17 protein-coding genes and 3 tRNA genes are annotated in these 20,918 nt (G+C 28.3%); 12 read left to right on the forward strand and 8 right to left on the reverse strand.

Annotated features, from left to right (window positions below):
- Window positions 1-276: 276 nt before the first annotated feature.
- The 8 genes from fusA (at window position 277) to R5397_RS01710 (ending at window position 5,974) form a co-directional block, all read left to right on the forward strand.
- The gene (gene fusA, locus R5397_RS01675; protein ID WP_421622672.1) at window positions 277-2,352 is read left to right on the forward strand and encodes an elongation factor G; all 2,076 of its coding nucleotides are present in this window, start codon (window positions 277-279) and stop codon (window positions 2,350-2,352) included.
- Window positions 2,353-2,364: 12 nt separating this feature from the next.
- The gene (locus tag R5397_RS01680) at window positions 2,365-3,060 is read left to right on the forward strand and encodes a Bax inhibitor-1/YccA family protein (RefSeq protein WP_421622673.1); all 696 of its coding nucleotides are present in this window, start codon (window positions 2,365-2,367) and stop codon (window positions 3,058-3,060) included.
- A gap of 53 nt (window positions 3,061-3,113) precedes the next feature.
- The gene (locus tag R5397_RS01685) at window positions 3,114-3,473 is read left to right on the forward strand and encodes a bactofilin family protein (RefSeq protein WP_421622674.1); all 360 of its coding nucleotides are present in this window, start codon (window positions 3,114-3,116) and stop codon (window positions 3,471-3,473) included.
- On the forward strand, window positions 3,463-4,098 hold the full coding sequence (locus tag R5397_RS01690) for a tetratricopeptide repeat protein (protein WP_421622675.1): 636 nt from the start codon (window positions 3,463-3,465) through the stop codon (window positions 4,096-4,098). The genes R5397_RS01685 and R5397_RS01690 overlap by 11 nt, the downstream gene beginning before the upstream one ends.
- Window positions 4,099-4,148: 50 nt before the next feature.
- A tRNA-Lys gene (locus R5397_RS01695) sits at window positions 4,149-4,222 on the forward strand.
- A gap of 96 nt (window positions 4,223-4,318) precedes the next feature.
- Window positions 4,319-4,391, forward strand: a tRNA-Lys gene (locus R5397_RS01700).
- A gap of 7 nt (window positions 4,392-4,398) precedes the next feature.
- Window positions 4,399-4,471: transfer RNA gene (locus R5397_RS01705), tRNA-Glu, on the forward strand.
- 69 nt (window positions 4,472-4,540) lie between these two features.
- Window positions 4,541-5,974: a hypothetical protein gene (locus R5397_RS01710; RefSeq protein WP_421622676.1), complete on the forward strand. Its 1,434-nt coding sequence runs from the start codon at window positions 4,541-4,543 to the stop codon at window positions 5,972-5,974.
- 23 nt (window positions 5,975-5,997) lie between these two features.
- Here R5397_RS01710 and R5397_RS01715 read toward each other — a convergent pair whose 3' ends face one another.
- Genes R5397_RS01715 through R5397_RS01730 form a run of 4 tightly spaced genes read right to left on the reverse strand, consistent with a single transcriptional unit; the run spans window position 5,998 to window position 11,126 of the window.
- A complete protein-coding gene (locus tag R5397_RS01715) occupies window positions 5,998-8,820 on the reverse strand; it encodes a M16 family metallopeptidase (RefSeq protein ID WP_421622677.1) in 2,823 nt (940 codons plus the stop codon).
- Window positions 8,817-9,563: a hypothetical protein gene (locus R5397_RS01720; RefSeq protein WP_421622678.1), complete on the reverse strand. Its 747-nt coding sequence runs from the start codon at window positions 9,561-9,563 to the stop codon at window positions 8,817-8,819. The genes R5397_RS01715 and R5397_RS01720 overlap by 4 nt, the downstream gene beginning before the upstream one ends.
- A gap of 23 nt (window positions 9,564-9,586) precedes the next feature.
- A complete protein-coding gene (gene xth / locus R5397_RS01725) occupies window positions 9,587-10,348 on the reverse strand; it encodes an exodeoxyribonuclease III (protein ID WP_421622679.1) in 762 nt (253 codons plus the stop codon).
- A gap of 19 nt (window positions 10,349-10,367) precedes the next feature.
- Entirely contained in the window at window positions 10,368-11,126 is a 759-nt protein-coding gene (locus tag R5397_RS01730; protein ID WP_247065674.1) for an MBL fold metallo-hydrolase, read from the reverse strand.
- 387 nt (window positions 11,127-11,513) lie between these two features.
- Between R5397_RS01730 and R5397_RS01735 the strand changes: the two genes are divergently transcribed.
- The 3 genes from R5397_RS01735 to R5397_RS01745 are packed head-to-tail and all read left to right on the forward strand — an operon-like array spanning window position 11,514 to window position 14,207.
- The gene (locus tag R5397_RS01735) at window positions 11,514-12,800 is read left to right on the forward strand and encodes a hypothetical protein (protein WP_421622680.1); all 1,287 of its coding nucleotides are present in this window, start codon (window positions 11,514-11,516) and stop codon (window positions 12,798-12,800) included.
- A 2-nt stretch (window positions 12,801-12,802) separates the two neighbouring features.
- Window positions 12,803-13,414 (forward strand): glucosaminidase domain-containing protein, encoded by a 612-nt coding sequence (locus tag R5397_RS01740; protein ID WP_247065672.1) that lies wholly within the window; start codon window positions 12,803-12,805, stop codon window positions 13,412-13,414.
- Window positions 13,401-14,207 carry a TIGR02757 family protein gene (locus R5397_RS01745; protein ID WP_421622681.1) on the forward strand — a complete coding sequence of 269 codons (807 nt, stop codon included), beginning with the start codon at window positions 13,401-13,403 and terminating at the stop codon, window positions 14,205-14,207. The genes R5397_RS01740 and R5397_RS01745 overlap by 14 nt, the downstream gene beginning before the upstream one ends.
- Before the next feature lie 308 nt (window positions 14,208-14,515).
- Here the strand turns inward: R5397_RS01745 and R5397_RS01750 are convergent, their stop codons facing one another.
- Complete coding sequence (locus tag R5397_RS01750; protein WP_421622682.1) at window positions 14,516-15,301, reverse strand: type III pantothenate kinase; 786 nt, start codon at window positions 15,299-15,301, stop codon at window positions 14,516-14,518.
- Window positions 15,294-17,048, reverse strand: a complete 1,755-nt coding sequence (locus R5397_RS01755; protein WP_421622683.1) for a hypothetical protein — start codon at window positions 17,046-17,048, stop codon at window positions 15,294-15,296. Before R5397_RS01755 ends, R5397_RS01750 begins: the two co-directional genes overlap by 8 nt.
- A 172-nt stretch (window positions 17,049-17,220) precedes the next feature.
- Here R5397_RS01755 and R5397_RS01760 point away from each other — a divergent pair, with 172 nt between their 5' ends.
- On the forward strand, window positions 17,221-17,655 hold the full coding sequence (locus R5397_RS01760) for a hypothetical protein (RefSeq protein WP_247065668.1): 435 nt from the start codon (window positions 17,221-17,223) through the stop codon (window positions 17,653-17,655).
- Window positions 17,656-17,720: 65 nt separating this feature from the next.
- On the opposite strand, the gene R5397_RS01765 is transcribed toward R5397_RS01760, so the two are convergent.
- Complete coding sequence (locus R5397_RS01765; RefSeq protein ID WP_421622684.1) at window positions 17,721-19,304, reverse strand: SpoIIE family protein phosphatase; 1,584 nt, start codon at window positions 19,302-19,304, stop codon at window positions 17,721-17,723.
- Entirely contained in the window at window positions 19,297-20,847 is a 1,551-nt protein-coding gene (nadE, locus tag R5397_RS01770) for an NAD(+) synthase (RefSeq protein ID WP_421622685.1), read from the reverse strand. Before nadE ends, R5397_RS01765 begins: the two co-directional genes overlap by 8 nt.
- Between the last annotated feature and the right edge of the window lie 71 nt (window positions 20,848-20,918).

The following is a 20,918-nucleotide window of genomic DNA, read 5'->3' on the forward strand; positions in this document are numbered from 1 at the left end:
CTATAAATAACTAGACTTGCTCACAAGCTACAATTGAAAAATAATTAATTAAATTTAATAACACAAAGAAAACAAATAAAAAATTAAAATTCAATACGAAAAATCCCCTGCTAAAAAAGCAATTAAATATATTACTTAACCTTTTAAACAATGAAACTCCCTTAAGTCAAAATCTATCAAAACAGTTTCAAATAGACTTTTTTTAAAAAATCATGTAGAATAATTAAGATAATTAGTGTTCTTAAGTATAACATCACTCAGGAGGAAAAATATTCCATGGACTATAAAAAATTGCGAAACATAGGTATTAGTGCCCACATTGATTCAGGAAAAACAACACTCACAGAACGTATTCTTTTTTATTGCAACAAAATTCACGCCATTCATGAAGTAAAGGGAAAAGATGGAGTTGGAGCAACAATGGATTCAATGGAACTTGAAAGAGAACGGGGTATCACAATTGCATCTGCTGCAACTCACGTTGAATGGAAGAACCATCCAATAAATATTATTGACACTCCAGGTCACGTTGACTTCACAATTGAGGTTGAACGTTCACTTAGAGTACTAGATGGAGCTATACTTGTTCTTGACTCTGTTGCAGGGGTTCAATCTCAATCAATTACAGTTGACAGACAATTAAAAAGATATAATGTACCACGTCTTGCTTTCGTAAACAAATGTGACAAAACCGGAGCAAATCCTAACAATGTAAAAGATCAGCTTAAAGATAAGCTTGGTTTAAACTCAGTTTTAATGCAAATTCCAATAGGACTTGAAGATAAACACATGGGCGTTGTGGATCTTGTTTTAATGAAAGCCTATTACTTTGAAGGCAAAGATGGAATAGAAATTATAGAAAAGGAAATTCCTGCTGAGTTAATCAATGAGGCTGAAGAAAAGAGAAAAATAATGCTTGATGCTCTATCCGATTTTAATGATAAACTTATGGAACTTCATATGGAAGGAAAAGACATAGATATAGAAACAATATATGATGCCATCAGAACAGGTACTTTGGCTTTAAAATTTTGTCCTGTATTTATGGGTTCTGCTTATAAAAACAAAGGTGTTCAACTTTTACTTGACGCTGTAAATAGATTTTTGCCTTCTCCTCATGACATCAAAAATGTGGCTCTTGATTTAAACGAAAACGAAAAAGAAATTGAACTTAAAACTGATGAAACCTTACCAACTGTAGCACTGGCTTTTAAACTAGAAGATGGACAATACGGTCAATTAACTTATGTAAGAATATATCAAGGGATTTTAAAAAAAGGACAAGAACTAATAAACTCAAGAACTTCTAAGAAATTCAAAGTTGGCAGACTTATCAGAATGCATGCTAATAATACTGAAGATATTGAATTTGGAAGCAGTGGGGATATCGTTGCATTATTTGGGATAGAATGCGCATCAGGAGATACATTCTGTGACCCTTCAATTAACTATTCAATGACATCAATGTACATTCCAGAACCAGTAATATCTTTATCAATAAAACCCAAGGATAAAAAATCAGCTGATAACATGGCAAAAGCTCTTGCAAGATTTACTAAAGAAGACCCTACATTCAAAACTTATGTAGATGCCGAATCAAAAGAAACAATAATACAAGGAATGGGTGAGCTACACTTAGAAGTTTACATTGAAAGAATGAGAAGAGAATTTAAAGCAGAAGTTGAAACAGGAATGCCTCAAGTAGCATACAGAGAAACCATTACAGACAAAGCCGAATTTAATTATATTCATAAAAAGCAATCAGGGGGTGCAGGTCAATTTGGAAGAGTTGCCGGATTTATGGAACCACTTGAGAGTGAAGGACAAACTTATGAATTTGTCAATCTTATAAAAGGTGGAGTAATTCCAACGGAATACATTCCATCATGTGACAAAGGATTCCAAAAGGCTATGGAAAAGGGAACTTTAATCGGCTTCCCAATTGTCGGGATCAAAATCACAATTAATGACGGTCAATATCACGTTGTTGACTCATCAGACATTGCATTCCAACTTGCAGCAATAGGAGCCTTCAGAGAAGCTTATAATAAGGCAAAACCTACAATACTCGAACCAATAATGAGAGTAACTCTTGAAGGTCCAACCGAATTTCAAGGCAATATGTTTGGTCTCCTAAACCAAAGAAGAGGAATAATTTTGGGCTCTGTTGAAGAAGGAAATTTCTCAAAAGTTGAAGCTGAGGTACCTTTAAGCGAAATGTTTGGATTTTCAACCGTTTTAAGGTCATCCACACAAGGAAAAGCTGAATTTTCAATGGAATTCCTAAGATATGGGAAAGTCCCAAGTGTAACATTTAATGAATTATGCAAAAAATTTAACGAACAAAAATAAGGAGGAATCATTATGCTTGAATTAACGCATGAAAAACAAGAAATAAGGATAAAAAACAAATTTTTGGCTCAGGTTTTTGGATTAATGGCAATTGGTCTCTTAATATCTGCAATATTTGCATACACAACATCTGAAAATCCTGCAATGCGAGCTATAATATTCACAAATCCAATGTCATATATAGCAATGATACTTGTACAATTTGGACTTGTTTATGCAATAAGCGGAGCAATCGAAAAAATATCAAGCGGAACAGCAACAGCTCTTTTTCTAGGGTACTCAGCTTTAACAGGAGTAACACTATCTTCTGTATTTATGATATACACTCAAAGTTCAATATTCTATACATTTGGAATTACTGCTCTAACTTTCCTTGCAATGTCCTTTTACGGATACACAACAAACACAGATCTTACAAAAATGGGAAGCTATTTTATTATGGGATTATGGGGCATCATTATTGCATCTATCTTTAACATATTTTTTAGAAGTTCAGGTCTCAATTTTTTAATCTCAATTTTAGGTGTCATATTATTTACAGGTCTAACGGCTTACGATGTTCAAAATATTTCTAAAATGAATAGAATGTTAGAAGACGGTACTGAAATTAAAAGTAGAATGGCGGTTGTAGCCTCTTTAAAGCTTTATCTAGATTTCATAAATTTATTCTTATATTTACTAAGATTTTTAGGAGAAAGAAAAGATTAAAAGCTAAAGTAAAAATGAATGCTTAAGTCAAGCATTCATTTTTAGGAGCCAAATTGAGCATAGATACTCTAGAATTTGAAGAAAACAATACCCAAAATGTTATAAAGGGTAATTTTGAATTTGAAGGATATATAGAAAGCAATAAACCAATAATCATTGAAGGAGTACTTAAAGGGATCATAAATTCTACAAGTTCAATATACCTAAGAGAAAAAGCTAATGTAGAAGCAGAAATAAAGTGTAATAATTTCCTAAATCATGGAACAATGAAAGGTAATGTAGAGGCTTTAGAGACAATAAAAATTTATAAAACTGGAAATTTGATCGGAAACATTAAAACAAAGGAACTCTTCATAGATTCAGGGGCACTCTTTAACGGAAATTGTGAAATGGAGAAAAAAAGTGATAAATAAAAATTTTTACTCAAAAATATTTCTAATATTACTCTTATGCCTAAGCCTCCTAAATGCACAAGAAAAAGAAGACTCGCTTCTACTCTACAGACAAGGCAAATTTCAAGAAGCTATTCTCAATACCCAAAATGAAATAAAATACAATCCAAATAATTTAGATGCAAGAGTAATACTTATATGGAGTCTAATAGCAACAGGTGAGTACAAAAGAGCAGAACTAGAATCCATCAAAGGACTTGAAATAAATAAACATGATGTAAGAATAATCCAAGCATTAGGAGAAGCATATTTTTTTCAAGGACAATATAAAAACGCTCTTAAACATTTTCAAAAATATATTAGTCTTGAGCCTAATGGAGCAAGAATAGCTAAAGTATATATTTTAACTGCAGATTCTTTTTACAAACTTGCAAGATATAATGAAGCTGATTTCGCATATGAAAATGCTTTAAGATTTTTACCAAATAATCAAAACATACTATTAAAGCTTGCAAAAGCAAGGGTTAATGCAAAAAATACAATCTTAGCAAAAGAAATTCTAACAAAACTGCTAACCTTAAATCCCAATCATTTAGAAGCAAAAAACCTGCTAAAAAAGATAGAAAAAAATAATAATAATCCTTGACATTATATTTGTAAGCATTTATCCTATTTATTAGTTTATTAATAAACATAGGGCTGCTAGCTCAGGTGGTCAGAGCATCGGATTCTTAACCCGCAGGTCACAGGTTCGAGTCCTGTGCAGCTCACTTGCATGGATTAAACTAAAAATTTTACTTATTGCAAGGTATTGACATACTATAAGATAAATGGTACAATAAGTTTTGGCAAATTTAATTATTTAAGGGCTCATAGCTCAGCTGGTAGAGCATCGCCCTTTTAAGGCGAGGGTCGTAGGTTCGAGCCCTACTGAGCTCAATTTTTTGTCCTCTTCGTCTAGTGGCCTAGGACTCCAGGTTTTCATCCTGGCAACAGGGGTTCAATTCCCCTAGAGGATGTAAATAGAGAACTCTATGAGATTCTCTATTTTTCATTATTATATGCAGTTGTATTAATTGCATATAATAATGAAAAATATCCTAGCGGTATTAATTTTATTAACAAGTTTCTATATAATATACGCAAACAAAAAAGAAATAAAATTCCCGATCAGCCATAGCAATCAAAAAAAAATATACTATGATGAAGATAAAATAAATCACGTTGTACTAAATCTTCAGATCAATGAAAATGCAAGCATAGAAATCAACACTCAAGACAAAAATTACTCATATAATATTCCAAAAATCATTAATCAAGATAAAATATTAACAATAGAAATCAAAATGAATAATATCAAATCCATTAATCTAAATAACATTGTAATAAAAAATTCAAAGAGTAAAACAGCAAGTTCAAATCCTCAAAAATTTAAAATATTAATCAGTCAAAATGAATATTTTATTAAATTTAATCTTAACAATAATATGTTTCCCATTATAGGCTTTAAAGCAAAAGAAATAATATTAAGTCCCATGATCACAAACTTATATTCAGAAAAAGAATCTCAAAAAATAGTATTATCTAATTTTATCAAGTACACATCACTAGAAAATAAGAATGATGAAATAAAATTTACTAAAAACAACAATATGATTCAAATAAGCGAAATTGGATATATTGACATGAATGCTTACTACGATATAAACAAACCAATAAATTCTGATTTAAAATTCATCTTTAATTATAAAAAAGAAAATTACAGAAGGGATTCATTTGAGCTATTTAAGCTAATAGCAGAACCTGACATATATATACTAAAATTTAAAAACTTAAACTATCAATCTTTAATGTTAAAAAGAATTGCATTTTTTATCGAAAAAAAAGGATTTAGGGGAATGTTATTATCAAACAACGAGCTAAAAAATAAAGTAGGATGGAAAGGCCACAATTACAGACTTAAAGATATAATTACGTTTTTCAACGTAGCACAAAAATCAAATATCAAACTAAATAAAGAAGAAATAATTTTAAAAAACTTAATTATAATCAATAAATTAGCACATATTGAAAACAATACAATTAAAATAAAAGATAAATCAAGAAATATTGCATTTGCAACTTATGCAGAAGATGAAACTATATCAAAAACAGATCAAATAACAATATTTATGCATGAAATCTTACACATGTATTTCTTTACAGACAATAATTTCAATAAAGCAATCTCTAATTTCTGGAATAAAAATGTCTCATCTAAAGACAAAAAATCCTGGATCAAATTTTTAGACAATAAAGATTATGATGTTAAATCTCAATATTTAATAATAAACGAATTCTTCACCTATACCACTCAAATTTCAAAAAAAGATATTGCAAAATATTTGATTAACAGCAAATATTTTCCCAAATTTGGACTAAAGAGATATGAAAAATGGGCTATAAAATTAGAAGAATTATTATGGAAAGCAAAAGGACTAATAGCCGGGGAACTATTAATCCTTTTTGAAGACAAAATATGATATATGCTAATAAAAATTTCAAATTAATTATCCTTTTCTGGCAGCAAGATAATCTCTGCCCCTTGCTTAAAATCTATTTTCTTAAACAACAGATTTATCATATCTTTACTTAAAGTATTTTCAATAAATTTAGCACTGAAAGTATCTTTTAAAGCACCATACCAAAGAATTGAACCTAATATCTTTGAAAGCCAATACCCATTAGATTCAGAACGAATACTATTATTTTTAATAATATTTTTCTTAACATAATCAAAATCTTTGTCTACAAAATCTGATTTTTGTTTTTTCAAGATATACTCATTAACGACCTGCAATACACTATCTAAAACTTTAGGTTCAACCGTAAAATACACAGTCATAAAACCATCAGAATTAGAATGTTTTCTAAGTAAATAATCAAAAGAGACTCCTATTGAATAAACACTAGACATTTCCCTTCTAACGGTTTTAACAAGATCTTCTGTTAATAGCGATGCTAAAGCTTCATAATTCAAAATATTCTCAGGTGTATAATTGAACTTAAAAGGATACAAAATGTACACTAGACTACTTGAATCCTCACCCTTTCTTATAACTATTCTATCCGTGCTGTTTTTATAAGAATAATCCAAATCTCTAAACTCATTTAATTTTTTTGAACTTAAATTACCTAAATACTTACTTGAAAGATTTTTTATTGTCTCTAAATCAACATCTCCTACAAAGACAAATTTGAAGTTGTTTGCATAAGTAAACCTTTTTCTATAAAAATCTAAAAAAATATCTTTAGATACATTTTTCAAATCAGATTCTTTAATATCTCTCAAACGATAATCATCATTGTTATAAAATCGCTCAACAGCACCGTAAAAAAGATGTTTAGAACTATTTTCTTTACTCTTAATTCTTGCTTTTACATCATCAATGATACTTTGTAAAACAACATCATCTATCTTTGAATCATTAAAGGTAAAGTATATAAGCTTAAAAAGAGTTTCAAGATCTTTAATATCAGCACTACCATTAATACTTGTCATTTGATCACCAACTGTTGGTGATAAACTTACAATCTTGTCTGACAAATATTTTTCAATTTGAAGCTGAGAATAATCTCCATACCCTGAACTAGAAACTACTCTTGGAGCCAAAGATAAAATAGGTATAAGCTCAGCATTCTCACTTAACAAACCACCCCAAGAAGATGCACTAAAATCGACTATATTTTGCTTATTCTCATTATGTTTAAAATAAACTTCAACTCCATTTTCCAGCATAAAGGATGAAATCCCATCAAACAATTCTTTCTCATCAATAATATCTTTGTGTTCTAAAGATTTTTTAAAGAATTCTCCTTGAATAGATACATCATCATAAGGTTTAATTTCTCTCTCTAAAGCAAAATTACGCAATTCTTTTATCTCTTCAAAAGTTAAACTAGGATGATACTTCTTAGAATAAGAATAAATAATAGCCATATCATCTATGGATGCTTCATTTCTGGCAAAATCTGATATTGTTTTTAAACTAATTTTATTTAGATGATCAACAAAAATATCAAAATACTCATCCATATCAAACATCAAATAACCTTGAGACGCCACATCTACTAAAGTATTCGCAATACTAGATGAATATCGCTTATTGACATTATCCTTGTTTAGTTTAGCAGAACTTATAAGCTTAGATTTGATCTTATCAATTTCCCCCTTTGTAAAACCAAATCTCTTAATTCTCTCAATTTCATAAAAAAATCCTTCAATAGCTTCTTTAAAATGCTCTGGATTAATTTTAAAAGAAATTTCATTAATTAAAATATAATTATCATCTGATTTAAATTGTGAATCAAATTTATCAAAGGACATAAAATAATTTGTTCCAGCGATCTTTAACTCATAAAATCTATTTACAAAAAGCTCGTCTAATAAGGTTTTTTCAACCAATCTTTTAACATCATCAACAGTGCTAAAATCATTCTCAATCTCCTTTTTAACAACAAAATTCATACTAGGAAATGGTGTCTCAATATCTTCTATACTTACAAAAGTTTTATCAATAATAGTATCCAAACTTATTTTAACCCTTTCAGGCTCACTTACTGGTTTTTCTAACGATGCAAATCGTTCTCTTACTTTCTTTTCAATTTTATCAGGGGCAATATCTCCCACAATAATGATGCTGGTAAGATCTGGTCTATACCATTTTTTATAAAATCTCTTAAAATCTTCTGATTTGAAAGATAAAATTCTCTCTTCAAGTCCAATAGGGAATCTGACTGCATATTTACTATTATTAAAAATAACCCCAAATATTTTTTCAGCGACCCTACCAGCATAATTCTCTCTACGCTTTTTCTCTTCAAGAATAACATTACGCTCTTTATCTATTTCTACCTCATCAAATTTAACTTGAAAAGCCCAATTCCTTAACACATTCAAGGCCTCATCAATCTCTGACTCATTACCACCATCTGGCAAATCAAGATGATAATAAGTTTTATCAAAACTAGTATAAGCATTAATATCAGCCCCAAATTTCATCCCAAATTTTTTAAGAACTTCCAAAATACCCTCACTACCAGGATAATCTGTTGTACCCTTAAAAGCCATATGTTCAAGATAATGCGCCAAACCTCTCTCATTTTCCTCTTCGTTTAAAGAGCCAACATTAAACAAAATTCCCATATGAACAGCCTTACTTGGAAGTTGATTGCCATAAATATAATATTTAAGTCCATTTTTAAGCCGGCCACTTACTAAGTTTTTATCAACCTTTAACTTAGAAGATGAACAAGATAAAAAAAGAAAAACCAAAATTAAAAAGATAAATTTTAATATGCTAATATTGTCAATATATTTACATTTCATTTTATTTTCCTTGAGTTGATTTTTACGTTATAAATTTTTTTTATTTCTCTAAGAATAGACGAAAATCCAAAATCATACCAATCATTAACACCCTTTAACCTAGCAAGAGGAAACAATTCATAAAATAAAAATAAAAGTTCTCCTTTAGATAACTTTGAAATATCATCAAAGTAAACTCTCTTATTCAATTCCCCAATATAAACAAAAGGTTTCAATTTATCTAAAACAAATTTACTGAAATCAGAATTTTCAATACTCATCTCATAAATTTCAATAGTAGTATGCTCATTTGATAAGCTATCATAACTTTTAAAGGATATTGGCTCTAAAATCATAAACTTACCATCTTGAATACCCACATTCCGCCCATCTAAAGTTTTCAAAAATCCATCATTATCATCAAAGTAAACAAAAATGTCTAAAGATTTTGAGGCCTTTAAGACAAACTTCAAACTATTATAATTTTCTGGACGTTGTAGAGTATTAATATGTTGAATACCATCCAACTTATTACCACCACTTAAAACCTCAAAACCCATTTCAGATAAAACCTGCTTAGCCAAATCAATATATGTAAAAAGCTCATTCTTTTGAGTTAAATATCTCTCTCGCTCCAACAAGTGGATCACAAATAATAGATCTTTCTTCTCAAGACTGCGATAAAAATCAATACTCTCTAAATTAATCCCAAAACTAAAACCATGAACAAAAAAAATCAGAATAGTTATAAAATATCTACCCATATACATCTCTCATACATATCACTTTACTGCTTTAACTCTAAAAAAACAGGACAATGATCACTACCCATGACCTCTCTCAAAATTAAAGCATCTTTTATCTTTGATTTAAAAAATTCATTTACAACAAAATAATCTATTCTCCAGCCCATATTACGCTCTCTTGCCCTTGTTTTATAATCCCACCAGGTATAGTTACCCGGATCCATGTTAAACATTCTAAAAGTATCCACATAACCTCCATTTAAAAAGTTATCCATCCAAGTAGTCTCCTCAATGTAAAAACCAGCAGACTCTCTGCTGGTATTAGGATTAGCTAAATCAATCTCCGTATGCGCAATATTAAAATCACCACAAATGATAATACTTTTTCCAGAAGTTACAAATGTATTTGCAATAGACTCAAGACTCATTAAAAATTCAAGCTTATAAGGAAGTCTTTTTCTTAAAGATTGAGAATTAGGAAAATACGCATTAATAAGAATAAAATCACGATAATGAGCAATAAGGCATCTTCCTTCCCTATCAAATATTTCCACATTCATATTTTCTAATTTAATAGGCTCAACCTTTGAATAAATACCAACCCCGCTATAACCCTTTATTATAGATTTTGAAAAATATGAATAATACCCTTCAATATTAATAAGCTCCTTTGGTAACTGTTCTTTACAAGCTTTAGTCTCCTGAAGACATAAAATATCCGGATTATACTTCTCAATAAACTCAAAAAAACCTTTACCAAAAATAGCTCTTATTCCATTGACATTCCAAGAAATCAAATTCATAATTATTTACCAATTCAAATCAAACATGTATCTGAAGACCATCATAAGCCAAATAAATATTATCTCTCTTTAGATAATCAAATTCTTCATGCATTATATCATGTGAAATATGCGTAAAATAAGCAATCTTAGGCTCTATTTTTTTAACCTCAACAATAGCATCATCAAAATTCAAATGTCCAGGATGAGGTTTAAGCCTTAAAGCATCTATTATTAATACATCCAATCCCTTTAAATAATTGTAAGAAATTTCAGGAATAAATTTAACATCCGTAAGATATGCTAAATTGTTTATTCTATATCCTAAACTAATTATATCCCCATGTAATAAAGGAATGGGCATTATCTTTATTCCTCTAAAAAAAATTAGCTGTAAATCCATCGCCAAATTAGGAATAATATTTGCTTTCCCACTTATAGTCACTTTTGATGAAAAATTATGTGGAAAAGCATTTCTAATATGTTTCATTGTACTCTCTCTAGCATAAATAGGCAAAGGAACACCTCTCGTATAAAATTTAATATCATCAAGACCCATAATATGATCATAATGCTCATGAGTATACAATACCAAATCTAACTTAACGATATTTTCTCTTAAAAGCTGTGCTCTGATATCAGGACCTGTATCAATTAATAAGTTCATTCCATATAAATTGATTAAAAATGAACTCCTAAACCTCTTGTTTTTACCAAAATTTAAACTGCATACTCTACAATCGCAACTCAACATAGGAACACCACTTGACGAACCAGTTCCTAAAAAGATTCCCAACATGTACCACCATTGCCTCTTAAAGAACCTAATTCTACCACAATAAAAACAAATGATAAAAGAAAATAATAGATTAAACAAGAAATAATAAACAAAAAAGACAAAGTTTAAACCATTTACAATTCAGATTTTAAGGTATTATATCACAAACCATTCAGAAAAAGAAATTATAAACTATATCAATTAATTATAACTCCTATTTTATATTTTCAAATAAAAATTTAAAAAGTTATAATCAGTACTTTAAAGTCAAACAAGATAAATACCAATTCATTAACTTATTGAATTATAAATCACATTATATCATAATAATCTAATTTATAACTCAATAAATTATTTTGTAAATAGAGTTTTTATGCTTATAATTATTTAAGGAAATAATTACTTTTTATGCATGAACAATCTTATGAAATAATATTTTTACTAAGCTTTAGTATATTTTTAATAATAAATTTCTTCAATTTTAAAAGAGAATTTTTTTACGAGGATTATTTCATAATTTTTCCAGGAATATTCTTTATAATTACTCTATATCTCATAGAGATTAGACCATTAATGTTCTATACAGGATCCATATTTTTATTTTTCTTAATAGCAACTACAATGAAAACCATAAAGACAATAATTCTTAGAAGACGAACAAAAAAGAAAGATAATAAACTTAAAAGAATTATTTTTACTCTCCCATTTAAAATAATGATAGTACTACCATCAATAATGGTAATACTAATTGCAACAATATTTTCATACCTTGGGTTATTTAGAGACTACCAAAAAGATGTCAATTCTACCTACAAAATAGGATTTACAAAAGTTAAAGATCACAAGAATAATTTAAATCTATCAGTTTGGTATCCAATCAGTCTTACCTTAGGATTTAAAAGTCAAAATCCTTTTTTGTATTATGATTTTAATCCATTCTTCATAAATGAAATGAACTATCTGCCAAAATATGAAAATGTATATAAAGATGCTCCAATTAGTGACAATCAAAAACTGTATGATAGTATCTTAGTTATACTTCCCTTTTATTCTCATGATTCAATGTTTAAATCATTTGTAAACAGATTGGTTAAAAAAGGAAACATTGTATATCTATACGCCCCACAATACAGATATATAAATACTCATAATTTTATTAAAAATAAAAATGCAGGATTGTTAGCTCACATTTCTAACACGACTATTAAGTATTTAATAGAGCCTATCAAAATTTTCAGCGACAGAAAAGACAAAATATCTGAAGTTACAGAGATTCAAAATATTCTTGAACTTATTAAATCAACTCAAAAATTAAAATTTCTAAATTTAAAAACAGATCTAAATCAATTAACCCTAATTACAATGGGAAATCAAGCAAATATTGCAAATGAAATCATTAGTAAAAACAAACAAATAAAAAAATATATAAACATCGGTGGAAAACCTCAAAGCTCAAAAATAAAAACATTGCAACTACTAATAAAGCAGGATGAAAATGCATGGCAAAAAACAGACATAGATCCATCCTCTATAAAAGTAATAAACATGAATCATATTGGTGAAATTTCTGATTTCATCTTTAGTAGAAGTTATTTAGAAAGTTTCAATTTCTTTAAAGACAAAAAATTAATGCTACCAAGATTTGATTTTATAACCAACAAAATCAATCAATTTATTGAGGACAGAGGATCTTAAAAATGCAAAAAAAATTTATACTGTTAACAATATGTCTGACATTACTAACAGTAAAGAGTTACTGCATTGAAGAAATAATTGAAATAAACACTGAAATACAAAAAGAAAAGTACATTCCATTTTTACTAAGTAAAGGAATAAGTCAAGTAGAAGATCTTGTAAAATACACATTGAAAATGAATCCTTATCTTAAATCAGAATATGTTAAAACAATTGCACAAACTTATATAGATGAGGCCATAATTGAAGGAATAAATTATGATATTGCCTATGCTCAAATGCTACTTGAAACGGGAATTTTAAAATTCAATGGTATCGTCTCTAAAGAGCAACACAACTTCTCAGGTATAGGAGCTACTGACAATTTTACAAAGGGAAATTCTTTTTCTAATATCAAAGAAGGAATAAGAGCTCATATTCAACATTTAAAAGCTTATGCTTCAAGACAAAACATAAAATCGAATATGGTTGATCCTAGATTTTATCTCGTGCAAAGAGGCTCTGCTCCAACAATATACGATCTTACAGGAAAATGGGCCAAAGATAAGTTTTATGATAAAAAGTTAAAGAAAATATTGCTTGGACTATTAGAATCTGACAATGCAAAAAAATAAGGATACTACATTAAACATATTAGAATGGATATACAATAAATACAATAAACGCAAATTTGTTCATCCAGATCCACTAGAATTTTTATACAAATATACAGAAAAAGAAGACATCGAACTAGCAGGTCTCATTAGCTCATCACTCGCACTAGGAAGAGTTGAGAGAATATTAACAGCAATTGAATCTGTTTTAAAACCACTTGGAAATAAACCTTCAGAAACACTTAAAACGCTTAAAAAAGAAGAATTAGATACAATATACAAAGATTTTACTTATAGATTTTTCAAAACAGAAGATATTGTAAGACTATTAATGTCTTTTAAAAAAGTAAAAGAAAAATACTTAACAATTGAAAATTTACTTCATAACATTTACAAAAAAAATAAAAATTTCATATCAAGCCTAGACGACCTAATAACACAAATGGAAAACATCAATGGACACCCATTTGGCATAATACTTCCAAAACCTTCAAGAGGAAGTGCCTGTAAAAGACTATTTCTATTCTTAAGATGGATGATAAGAAAAGATGATGTTGACTTAGGAATTTGGAATAAATTCAGCCCATCAAATTTAATAGTTCCAATGGATACGCACATGACAAATATCTCATCAAAACTATTTAATCTCAAAAACAAAAAAAATGTAAGTATTAAAAAAGCAATAGAAGTAACAAAACATTTTGCAAAAGAGAATAAAGATGATCCTGTAAAATATGATTTTTCTTTAACCAGGTTTGGAATAAACAGAGAATTTAATAAAGAAGAACTATTTACAAACATTTTCAAACTTTAAATACTAGGCATTAAAAATATTAATACTGCAAAAACTTATGAAAATTCCGAAAAATTTAAATTAATTATAAAATACATATCAAAAAAACTCAAATAAGAACAAACATTTTAATCGCAAGTAAATGCTATTAAACAATTACTCAAGGAGATTTTACCTAAAGAAAAAATGAAAATAAATTCAGTGATAAAAATATAAAAGTCAATACACAAAAGAATCTCTAAATTTATTTAACAAGAAAAATTAAATTTATCTTTACAATACAATAGTATTTAATAATTACGACATAAAAATCTTTATCAAGAAAAACATTAATAAACACCTTTAAAAGCATTGCCCAAAATCCTAATGCCTTCAAGGGTTAAATACAAATTTGATACAAAATCTAAACTTATTAAAGGTAAAACCAAATAAGAATTTCCACCTGTAATTATCAATTTAAATTTCCTATCATAATTACGCATAAGCTCATGATAAATACCTTCTATTAAATATTTATACTGATAAATCACACCACTATTTACACTGTCAACAGTTGATAAACCTAGCAATTTTTTTGGTACTGCAAGATCAAAATCTGTTAAAAGATATGCATTTTCAATTAATGCACTCAAACTTGTGAAAGGGCCACCATTAATAAGACCACCAAGTATGCCTTCCTTTCTGCTAATCGCAAAAATAGTACAAGCCGTTCCAAGATCTACTACTAAAGCATCATTAATATTATAATACTCAATAGCCCCAACAAGATTTGCAAAAATATCCGACCCTAATACAAATCGATTGGTATTATAAAGATCAAAACTTAAGTCATAATTTAAATCAAATCTAATGAATAAAGGATTCACCTTATAAAGAGCAACAATTGCATTAATGAGTACTTTATCAATAACTGGCACAACACTACTTACAAAAACTTGATCAACCTTGCAATCAAATTTAAATTTAAGAAACTCATAAAGCTCCTCAAAACTTAAATCACGTTTTGTGCTAAGCTTACAAAATACCTGCATTTTATCCAGTCCATATAACCCAAAAGATATACTGGTGTTTCCAATATCAATGATTAACTGAGCGAAAGCAATAAGTTTACTCATCAATATCCTTAAGTACCTTTACATCATCAAATCTTAAGAGAATTTTCATATCATCTGACTTCTTAGGTGTTATTTTTAAAACCAATATCTTGTTATCAGAATAATATCTCCATCCATCAGAATATATGTAAAACTGCGGATCTGTAAACCAATTAATATTCCTAAACTTAACCAAAGTAGGATTTGAAATACCTTTAAAAAAGAAATACCCAGGGGAATTTAAATTACGATTAAAATCAATAGAATAAAACGCATTAGAAAAATTAAAATTTACAATCTTTGACGCACCATATATCCAATGTCCAATCCCAAGACTTGGAAATAAACTAAATTTCGGAATATAATCATTATCAACAATATCAGCATAATAATTTTCATAAGGAATCTTCTCGATATCAGGTTTAAGTAAAGAATAATAAATAGCATTAAAAGCAAATTCCAAAATTAAATCATCACCTAATTGGAAAGCAAGTCTTTTAAGTAAGCCAGCAATCTTAAGTGTATATTCAAAATCCCAAGACAAGTCATCCTTATTATCAGAAACATACGCTTCTCCATGACTAGTTACAGAAAATAAAGTAGATACAAATTTAGTTAACTCTTCCCTAAGTCTCTTAAGCACAAAACTATCATTATCAAACTGCAAGAATATAATATAATTAGAAAGCACATTATAAGCCTGAGTTAAACTAAATCCAGAAGTCAATATCACTTCCGGTTTCCTTAAAATATCTAATGCACCATTTAAAATGGAAATATTTTCAGATAAAAAAATTTTCTCCAAAAGATATGCATCTTCTTTTAAATATCTTAAAAGCTTATCCGACTCAAGAGAATTAATAAAAGTTTCATTTACAGACAAATAGCGAAAAAATTTATCAAGTTTTTCTGCATTAACATAATAACTTGCACTTAAATATGTTAAATGCTCTTCATTAAGGTCAATTAAAGACTTAAGATTTAAAAAAGTAGCTTCATAATCAGGTCTTGTAAAAGACTCAGCTAAAAGATAAATAAATATATCCTCATCAAAAGAATATACATTACCTCTACGCCATCCACCCTTTTTAACACTAAAGTTTGACTTATGACTCCATGCATCATAGGCTTTATTTCTAAATTCAAGCAATGCTAAGTCAAGAATTTTTTTACCTACCTTCTTAATTAATGAATACACAACAGGTGAGTTTATGTCTAGAGGAATATCCCTAGAAGATTCTCTAGAGATCAATTTATCTGGGGTTTGAGATTTTTCAACCAAATTTCCGATCTGAAAAACTTCCTGAGGACTAACTGAAATTTCTCTCTCATTCATTTGACTATGCTTTCCCAAAGCAACTTCAAAATGACCATCTGTACCCTTAATAATAACATTTTCATCAAATAAAATTTTATAATCACTCTCAACTTCATAACTAATTAGTAGTTTTTTAGAAAGATTTGAACTAACATTAAAGTTTTCATTTGAATCAAATGAAAATAGTAAGAAAATATTATTTTCAAAATAAACATGAATTGCATTATCCTGAATCTTATAAGAAATGGGATAAAGATGAAGTTCATTTGCAGGAACAATAATTGGCTTGGGTTTAGATAAATTTATCTTAATACCCCTTATACTAAGGATAAGACTATCTAAAACATACTGACTATCTTCAACCTTATTGTTAACTAAAAATTTTAAATCCTTTAATAAAAATACATTTGAACTTAAATCTCTAAACTGAATAAAAACAATCAAAAACAAAAATAGAATACCAATTAACAAGTAAAAAAAACTTAAACCACAATATTTATTCATATCATTAAATATTAATAATAAAGAATTAAAATATCAACATCAGTTGTATAAAAGCAAAAAACTTAATAAACTTAATAGAAGTATGCACAGTCAATATAAATAGGAGTAAAAAAAATAAATGAAGATTCCAAAAAACTATATCCCAGGAACAAATCCATATAAATCTCTTCCCAAGAAACCTATTATTGAAGCAAAAAAATTATCAAAAAAACAAGAACAAATAAATGCAGAAATAATGAATTCACAAGAAAGAATACTGAAATTATACATGAGAAGATTACAAAAAAAAGATCAAATAATTCTTCAAAACTTCATCATAGAAGGACACAAAGTTGGCTCTAAGATTTTTAACAACTTGTCAAAAATTTTAAAAGAAATAATAACTATAATGAATATGGAATCTCTAAAAATACTACTTAAAAATACAAAAAATCCTATAAAAAAACTATATATCAAGTTTTCAATTTGGACACTAAAAAAACTATTAAAATCTCTTAACAGCTCAAATATAACACAAGATAAACAAACATATAAAAAAAATGTAAAGAAATAAGAAACTAAAAACAAATATCTCAAGCTATTAAATTCAAAAGTCACAAAACTTTGAAAGTTTACCCATTAATTAAGAATAAACTCCAAAATAGAAAAATCATCTCTAAACGCATTATATCTTGATAAATTTAACATCTTTTTATAAAGACTCACTAAAATAAAATCATCCAAATCATATGTATTGTCTTCCAATATGTTATAAAAATCATCAATAGCCATTATTACACCTTGCTCATTTTCAACCTCATAAACACCATCACTAAAAAGTAAAAGATGTGAAAATTTACTCAATATACATTCATTCTCCTCACAAGAATACATCTCTTCAATCCCAAGGATTGTTCCTCTTGTTGGAAGATAAATATTATCCTTAGCACTTAAAACAACAGCAGGCGGAGCTCCTGCTGATGAAAACCTTAGATGTCTTGTTTTTACATTTAAAACACCATACCATAACGTAATAAACATATCACTTTTAAACTTAACAAAATACCTGTTAACATATCTTAAAACTTCAGAAGGACTTATATCATTATTATCCATGATATAAGAATTAATAACACTTGAAACACTAAGAGATAAAAGTGCAGAACCTATCCCGTGACCTGAAATATCTATCAAATAAATTATTAAATTATCATCATTAACAAAATAGTAATTAAAAAAATCTCCTCCGATTCTTTTTGATGGAACAAAAATCCAATTAGAATTAAAAAATTCATTTTGCATCTTCTTGGGCAATAAATTTTCAATATAATTTCCAGCTTCTATTAGTTCACTCTCAAAATATTTTTTACCACGAAGTACAAGATCTAAATATTTTTGTCCCTGCTCTATAATCTTTTTCTTTTCAATAAAACTACTTATCCTAAGACCCAATACCAAAAAATCTAAACTTTTCAAAAAATAATCATCAACTTGCTCTTCAATAAAAATTTGAATAATATCTTTTTCACTTATTTGAGAAATAACAATAACAGGAATCATCTCATAAAGACTATTATTTTTAATATTCTTAAGCAAATTTAAAATCAACTGTATATCTTCATCCGAACTTAAATCAAGAATAATTAAATCATAAAAATCATTACAGAGTAACTGATTGAACAAGTCAACAGCATCTGAAGATACAACAATATAGTCTCTTAAAACCAAATAATCTGTAAGCCTTTTACTATAAATACTATCACATGAAAAAATCAATATCTTATGTCCATCTTTATTTAAAGCTTGCCTACTTGCAAGAGAAGAAGAGAGAAACACATTTTCAAGCTCAATTTCTATATAAGATATTATAGATGAGATCTTATAAGCAATTGCCTTAAAAAAAGCAATACCAGTATCTCTAATCCCACTATAATGCATAGAATTGTCTATTAATTCCAAAGATAAATACAAATAAGAAACCAAATCACATTTCATACCTCTAATCAGAAATTTACCTAAGCTTAAGTCTTGAGAACCTTCAAACTCTCCCTGAAACTTATTAACAATCTCTAAAGTTAACTCAAGACAATTTGTAATATCATCATAAAAATACCTAGGTGTTTCTTTATAAAGTTCATAAGAATAAGTATTGATAAGCAAGAAAATATCTTCTAATTTTAAACTAAATTCATTTAATATACTAATAACATTATTACTATTCATCCTCAGTCAACGCAACTTTTGAAATAGGAAGTAAAATATCCTCACCAAAAGATTTCCTAGAAACTTTAACTATCATAGAACCTTGCCTTCTTTTATACTCACTACTAGAATAAAGATCTAACACCTTTGCAACCACTTCTTTTCCAAAAGATTCATAAAGCAACCCCAAAGGTTCATTTTCAAGCAAATATCGACTTAATATCTCATCAAGAATTTCATATTCGGGAAGAGAATCACTGTCTTTTTGATCAGGTCTCAACTCAGCAGAAGGCTCTTTTGAAAGAATATTAACAGAAATAACTGATCTACCTTCTTTTAAATTAATATATTTTGCAAGATTATAAACATCTCTTTTAAATAAATCGCCAATCAAAGCAATTCCACCACAAGTATCACCATAAAGAGTGCAATAACCAACAGCAATTTCACTTTTATTTCCAGTATTTAAAAGCAAAGACTTATTTGCATTACTATAAGACATTAAAAAAAGCCCCCTAAGCCTGGCTTGCAGATTTTCTTCAGTAACACCCTTTGTATTAAAATACCCATTAAAAAACTCTAAAACAGATTGAAACATGCCCTCAATAGGCATATCAATTAATTTAAATCCCAATTCACTAGAAAGTTCCTTTGCATCAAAAACAGATCCCTTTGATGAAAATCTACTAGGCATAGAAATACCAACAACTCTATGAGCCCCCAAAGCAGCACATGCAATATAAGCAACAACAGCAGAATCAATTCCTCCAGAAACACCTAAATGAACTTTATCAAAACCAGAGAGATCAACATATTCTCTTAAACTAATTATCAATGCCTCAATAAGTTTATCAAAAATTTTAGACTCACAGTCAAGTTCTAAATCATGAAATTCTTCATTCAATAAAATATCGTCTTCAAATTTTTTAGCCTGTTTTATTTTTCCATACTTATCAATAAAAAAACTAAGGCCATCAAATACAGTAGAGCCATAAACACCGCATAAATTGGCATAAACAACTTCTAAATTATTTTTCATAGCTATTTCTTTGAAAAATTTAAGCCTTAAGTTATTCTTCTCGCCAGTAAAATAAGACTTTGATGGAACTAAAAGATAGTCGGCTTTACTGAAAGACCCATTCAATTTGTCCTCAAGTCCTTGAAACAAAAGATCATCGTTCAAATTCAATACAGCAATACTTTGACCCTTATAATTAAATAAGACCGGCTTATTGACTTCTCTCGTTGTCAAAACAAACTGATGATCATTTACCACTGATACGCAATCTAATAAATTACCCTCATAAAAACTATAATGTCCAAATACAACACAAAGTCTATCATCAACCTGACCTTTTATAAAATCAAGGCCATCAAGAATTTTTTTCAAATATTCTGCTCTATGAAACAAATTCGCATACTCAATGCCCCCAACAAAAATAAAAGGAAAAACTAAAATATCAACCTTATTTTGAAGAGCATACTCATAACTTTTCTTAAACACACCCAAAATATGATTAAACTTAAAAAGTCTACATTTTGTCTGCGCTATACATATTTTCACAAAGTAAATAATAAGCAATAACAGAAAAAATTACAAGAAAATGATAAACCACACTTAACAGTTTTTTAATC

This window comes from Borrelia sp. MN22-0132, from assembly GCF_049201035.1.
In the GTDB taxonomy this organism is placed as follows: domain Bacteria; phylum Spirochaetota; class Spirochaetia; order Borreliales; family Borreliaceae; genus Borrelia; species Borrelia puertoricensis.